Origin of the sequence: Micromonospora sp. D75 (genome assembly GCF_018070405.1) — a bacterium.
GTDB lineage: Bacteria > Actinomycetota > Actinomycetes > Mycobacteriales > Micromonosporaceae > Micromonospora > Micromonospora chalcea.
The window spans coordinates 1-2,215 of sequence record NZ_JAGPXV010000812.1; the positions used below are offsets into that span (position 1 = coordinate 1).

A 2,215-nucleotide genomic window follows, 5' to 3' on the forward strand; every position below is an offset into this window, starting at 1 on the left:
GGCGACGCGACGGCGGGCGACGAGGGCTGGACGCGGGCCAGCCGGGCCGCGGAGCCCACCACCGGCGGCACCACCCGTTCCGGCCTGCCCAAGCGGGTGCCGCAGGCCCAGCTCGTGCCTGGTGGGATAGAGCCGAAGAGCGGCCGGGACCGCAGCCGGCGCACGCCGGACGAGGTCCGGGGGCTGCTCTCCGCCTACCACCGTGGCGTCCAGCGGGGCCGTACGGCCGGCGCCGACCTGAACAGCACCTCGACCAAGGAGACGAACCGATGAACAGGCCGGCGGCCATGCAGGACATGGGTTGGCTTCTCACCAACTTCGCCGACAGCGTGGCGGGCATCGCCCACGTGGTGGCGGTCTCCGCGGACGGGCTGCTGCTCGCCTCCTCCCGGGATCTGCCGGGGGACCGGGCCGACCAACTTGCCGCGATCACCTCCGGCGTGGTGAGCCTGACCGAGGGCGCGGCGCGCATGTTCAGCGCCGGCGGGGTGCTGCAGACCGTGATCGAGATGGACAGCGGCTACCTGTTCCTGATGTCCATCAGCGACGGCTCGTCGATGGCCGTGCTCGCGGCGCGCAGCTGCGACGTGGGCCAGGTCGGCTACGAGATGGCGTTGCTCGTGGAACGGGTCGGGCAGGCGCTGGTCCCGCTGCCGAGGGACGCCGTCCGGTCCTGACCGGGCCCGCCGACATGAGCCGGAGCCGCTGCGCTCCGTACGAGGGGAGGTGATCGCGAGATGGAACCGCGACGTGATCCGCGTGGCGCGCTGGTGCGACCGTACGCGGTCACCCGGGGCCGCACCGAGCCGTTGCAGAACATCGCGCTCGAGGCGGTGCTGTCCAGCACGCCCACGCAGTCGGCCGAGGCGCGGTTCGCCGGGCACGACAAGTACCGCATCTCCTCGGTCTGTGAAGGCCGGGCACAGTCGCTGGCGGAAATCGCCGCTTACACCCGGATGCCGCTGGGCGTCACCCGGGTGCTGGTCGCCGACATGGTGGCCGAGGGCCTGCTGACGCTACACACTGCCGCTCCCGCGACGGGTTTCGCGGCGCGGATGAACCTGCTTGGAAGGGTGCTAAGTGGACTTCGCGAACTATGACCCCGACGGGGTGAACCGCGGCCGGGAGATCATCTCCGCGAAGATCGTGGTCGCGGGCGGCTTCGGCGTGGGCAAGACCACGCTGGTCGGTGCGATCTCCGAGATCCAGCCGCTGACCACCGAGGCGCTGATGACCGCGGCCGGCGTGGGCATCGACGACCCGTCGAAGGTGCCGGGCAAGGAGACCACCACGGTCGCCATGGACTTCGGCCGTATCACCATGGCCGAGGACCTGATCCTCTACCTGTTCGGCACCCCGGGCCAGACCCGTTTCTGGTTCATGTGGGACGAGATCATCCGGGGCGCGGTGGGCGCGGCGGTGCTCGTGGACACCCGGCGGATCACCGACGCGTTCGCGCCGCTGGACTACTTCGAGAACCGCAAGCTGCCGTACGTCGTGGCGTTGAACCGCTTCGACGACGCGCCGCACTACGAGATGGAGGAGATCCGGGAGGCGCTCGCCATCTCCCCGGACGTGCCGATGGTCCTGTGCGACGCCCGTCGGCGCGACTCGGTCAAGCAGGTGCTGGTGACAGTGGTCGAGCACGCGATGCTCCGCCTCCAGGCCGAGCACGGCTACCCGGCCTCGGTGGGCTGACCGCCTGCGGGTCAGTCGACCCGCAGGCGGTACCCCCGCTTGACGACCGTCTGCACCACGCGGGGCGCCTTCAGGCCGACCCGCAGCCGGGCGACGGCCATCTCCACGGCGTGCTCGTCGGCGCCGCGCGGCAGCGTACGCAGCAGCGCGGTGCGGGAGAGCACCTTGCCGGGTGACGCGGCGAGCGCCCGCAGCACGGCCATCGGGGCCGGCGCGAGCTGGCGCAGTTCCCCGTCCACCACCGCGGCGTGGCCGCGCAGCGTCAGCACGTGCCCGGCCGCCTTCACCGAGACCGTGCGCCGGGGCAGCTCCTCGACGATGGTGCGGACCAGCGCGCCCAACCGGGCCCGGCTCGGCGCGCTCACCGGCACCCCACGCCGGACCAGCGGCTCGGCGGTGACGGTGCCCACGCACCCGGCCAGCACGTCGCCGCGCAGCGCCTCCAGCACCGTCTCGGTACGGTCCCCGGCCGCCCGCAGCAGGGCCTCGGCCGCCGGAGCCGAGGTGAACGTGACCG

5 protein-coding genes are annotated in these 2,215 nt (G+C 72.5%); 4 read left to right on the plus strand and 1 reads right to left on the minus strand.

The window, feature by feature from the left end:
• The 4 genes from KBX39_RS29390 to KBX39_RS29405 all read left to right on the plus strand — a co-directional run.
• On the plus strand, positions 1 to 273 hold a 273-nt coding region (locus KBX39_RS29390; protein ID WP_210873649.1), incomplete at its 5' end, for a hypothetical protein.
• Positions 270 to 677, plus strand: coding sequence for a roadblock/LC7 domain-containing protein (locus KBX39_RS29395; protein ID WP_013288588.1), 408 nt, complete (start codon positions 270 to 272; stop codon positions 675 to 677). The genes KBX39_RS29390 and KBX39_RS29395, both read left to right, overlap by 4 nt.
• 60 nt (positions 678 to 737) lie before the next feature.
• Entirely contained in the window at positions 738 to 1,100 is a 363-nt protein-coding gene (locus KBX39_RS29400; RefSeq protein ID WP_030501578.1) for a DUF742 domain-containing protein, read from the plus strand.
• Positions 1,081 to 1,698, plus strand: coding sequence for an ATP/GTP-binding protein (locus tag KBX39_RS29405; RefSeq protein ID WP_030501577.1), 618 nt, complete (start codon positions 1,081 to 1,083; stop codon positions 1,696 to 1,698). The genes KBX39_RS29400 and KBX39_RS29405 overlap by 20 nt, the downstream gene beginning before the upstream one ends.
• 11 nt (positions 1,699 to 1,709) lie before the next feature.
• Here KBX39_RS29405 and KBX39_RS29410 read toward each other — a convergent pair.
• Positions 1,710 to 2,215: winged helix-turn-helix domain-containing protein (locus KBX39_RS29410; RefSeq protein ID WP_210873651.1), on the minus strand; the 506-nt coding region annotated here is incomplete at its 5' end.